General features: G+C 63.9%; 3 protein-coding genes and 1 pseudogene. All 4 read left to right on the forward strand.

The genetic code is table 11. The annotated features are described in order from the left end of the window. Positions 1-30: 30 nt before the first annotated feature. Entirely contained in the window at positions 31-582 is a 552-nt protein-coding gene (locus Q0X16_RS13265; RefSeq protein ID WP_297835347.1) for an ATP synthase subunit I, read from the forward strand. After that, positions 572-1,471 (forward strand): F0F1 ATP synthase subunit A, encoded by a 900-nt coding sequence (gene atpB / locus Q0X16_RS13270; protein ID WP_297835352.1) that lies wholly within the window; start codon positions 572-574, stop codon positions 1,469-1,471. Before Q0X16_RS13265 ends, atpB begins: the two co-directional genes overlap by 11 nt. 82 nt (positions 1,472-1,553) lie before the next feature. Beyond that, on the forward strand, positions 1,554-1,817 hold the full coding sequence (atpE, locus tag Q0X16_RS13275; protein WP_024540054.1) for a F0F1 ATP synthase subunit C: 264 nt from the start codon (positions 1,554-1,556) through the stop codon (positions 1,815-1,817). 15 nt (positions 1,818-1,832) lie between these two features. Beyond that, positions 1,833-2,059, forward strand: a pseudogene (locus Q0X16_RS13280) (hypothetical protein); the annotation flags it as partial.

The raw sequence follows: 2,059 nt of genomic DNA on the forward strand, positions 1-2,059 counted from the left end.
ATTTTGTGATTGAGGGCAGGTGCCGGGGCCGTGTCAACGGATACGAAAAAAGTGGCCTTGGCGCAGCACACAGTCACGCAGGCAGCGAAAGCCTGCCCGGAAGAGGATGGCGATGAAGTCTTCAGGCCGCTGACGGCCGAAGAGGCGCGCCAGTGGCGCGAGCGCCAGCCGCAATTGCCCGTGACGCGGGCTTTGGTCTGGGAGGGACTCACAGGCTTGTTGGTGGCGGTGCTGGCGTGGTTGTTCACGCGCCGCGCCGACGTGGCTTGGTCTGCGGCGTACGGCTCTTTGGCCGGCGCGCTTCCGGCGGCGCTGGCCGCGCTGGGTACGGCGCGCTGGGCGCGCCCGGGCTTTCCGCCGGCTGCGGCATTGGCGGGTTTGCTGCTGTGGGAGGGGGTCAAGCTGGTCTTGACCATGGGGCTGCTGATGGCGGCCCCGAGATTTCTGGGGGTGCCAAGCTGGCCGGCGTTGCTGATCGGCTTGGCGTTGACGATCAAGATGTACTGGGTCGGCCTGTTGTGGGCGGGCCCGGTGAAATCCCGACAGGGACGGGTGCAGAAAGAACATACCGATGGCTGCTGAAAACGCTGTGGCATCTGCCGCCGAGCATGGCCCTACCGCTGGCGAGTACGTCATTCACCACCTGCATTTCTGGCAGAACAAGGCATCCAGTGCCGTGGTCGACATGTCGGTGCTGCACATCGACACCATCGTTTTCTCGGTGCTGCTGGCGGCGCTGACCTTCTGGCTGCTCTGGGCGGCGGCGCGCAAGGCCAGTTCCGGTGTGCCGGGGCGGTTTCAGGCGGCGGTCGAGATCCTGGTCGAGTTCGTGGACAACGAGGCCAAGGGCATCATCAAGAATGCCGAAAGCCGCAAGTTCGTGGCGCCGCTCGGCCTGTCCATCTTCGTCTGGGTGACCCTGATGAACACCATGGACTTGCTGCCGGTCGATCTGATCCCCACGGTCTGGGGCTGGCTGACCGGGGCCTTCGGCGGCGACCCGGCGCATGCCTACATGCGGGTGCTGCCGACCGCCGACGTCTCCGGCGCGATGGGCCTGTCGGTCGCCGTGCTGCTGATCTGCCTGTACTACAACGTCAAGATCAAGGGCTTGGGCGGATGGGCGCACGAGCTGGTCACGGCGCCGTTCGGCACCAGCAAGAACCCGCTGATGGCCGTGCTGCTGGGCATCGTCAACTTCGCGATGCAGCTCATCGAGTTCGCCTCCAAGACCCTGTCGCACGGTTTGCGACTGTTCGGCAACATGTATGCCGGCGAGCTGATTTTCATGCTGATCGCCCTCATGGGCGGCGCGTTCGCGCTCACGGGCACCGGCATCGGCCTGGCCATCGGCCACGTCATCGCAGGGCTTGCCTGGGCGATCTTCCACATCCTGATCATCATCCTGCAGGCCTTCATCTTCATGATGCTGGCGCTGGTGTACATCGGCCAGGCACACGATCACCACTGAGGCACGCGCCGCCGCGGCGGCGTGCACACCGTTTTCCCCTTCGTTTCATTTCTCAACCAACCTCGTTCCTTTAGGAGTCATCATGGAAGTTATCAGCTTTGTTGCCCTGGCCGCCGGCCTGATCATTGGCCTGGGCGCCGTCGGTGCCTGTATCGGCATTGGCCTCATGGGCAGCAAATTCCTCGAGTCGGCTGCGCGCCAGCCCGAGTTGATGGGCGAACTGCAAACCAAGATGTTCCTGCTGGTCGGCCTGATCGACGCGGCCTTCATCATCGGCGTGGGTATCGCTCTGTGGTTTGCCACGGCCAACCCCTTCCTGGGCCAAATCGCGCAGATCGCCAAGTAAGTTCCGGACCGGGCGATGGGTTGCGCGCCGCGCAGGCGCGCGCCTCCCGTAACCGAGTCTGGCGGCTTTCGTGCCGCTGCAATCCAAGGAACCAACGTGAGCATCACTGCTACCCTCATCATTCAAATCATCGTGTTTCTGCTCCTGGTGGCGTTCACGATGAAATTTGTCTGGCCGCCGATCGCCAATGCGTTGGACGAACGCGCGCAAAAGGTCGCCGATGGCCTGGCCGCCGCCGACCG

Source organism: Thermomonas sp. (assembly GCF_025993755.1).
Taxonomy (GTDB): Bacteria; Pseudomonadota; Gammaproteobacteria; order Xanthomonadales; family Xanthomonadaceae; genus Thermomonas.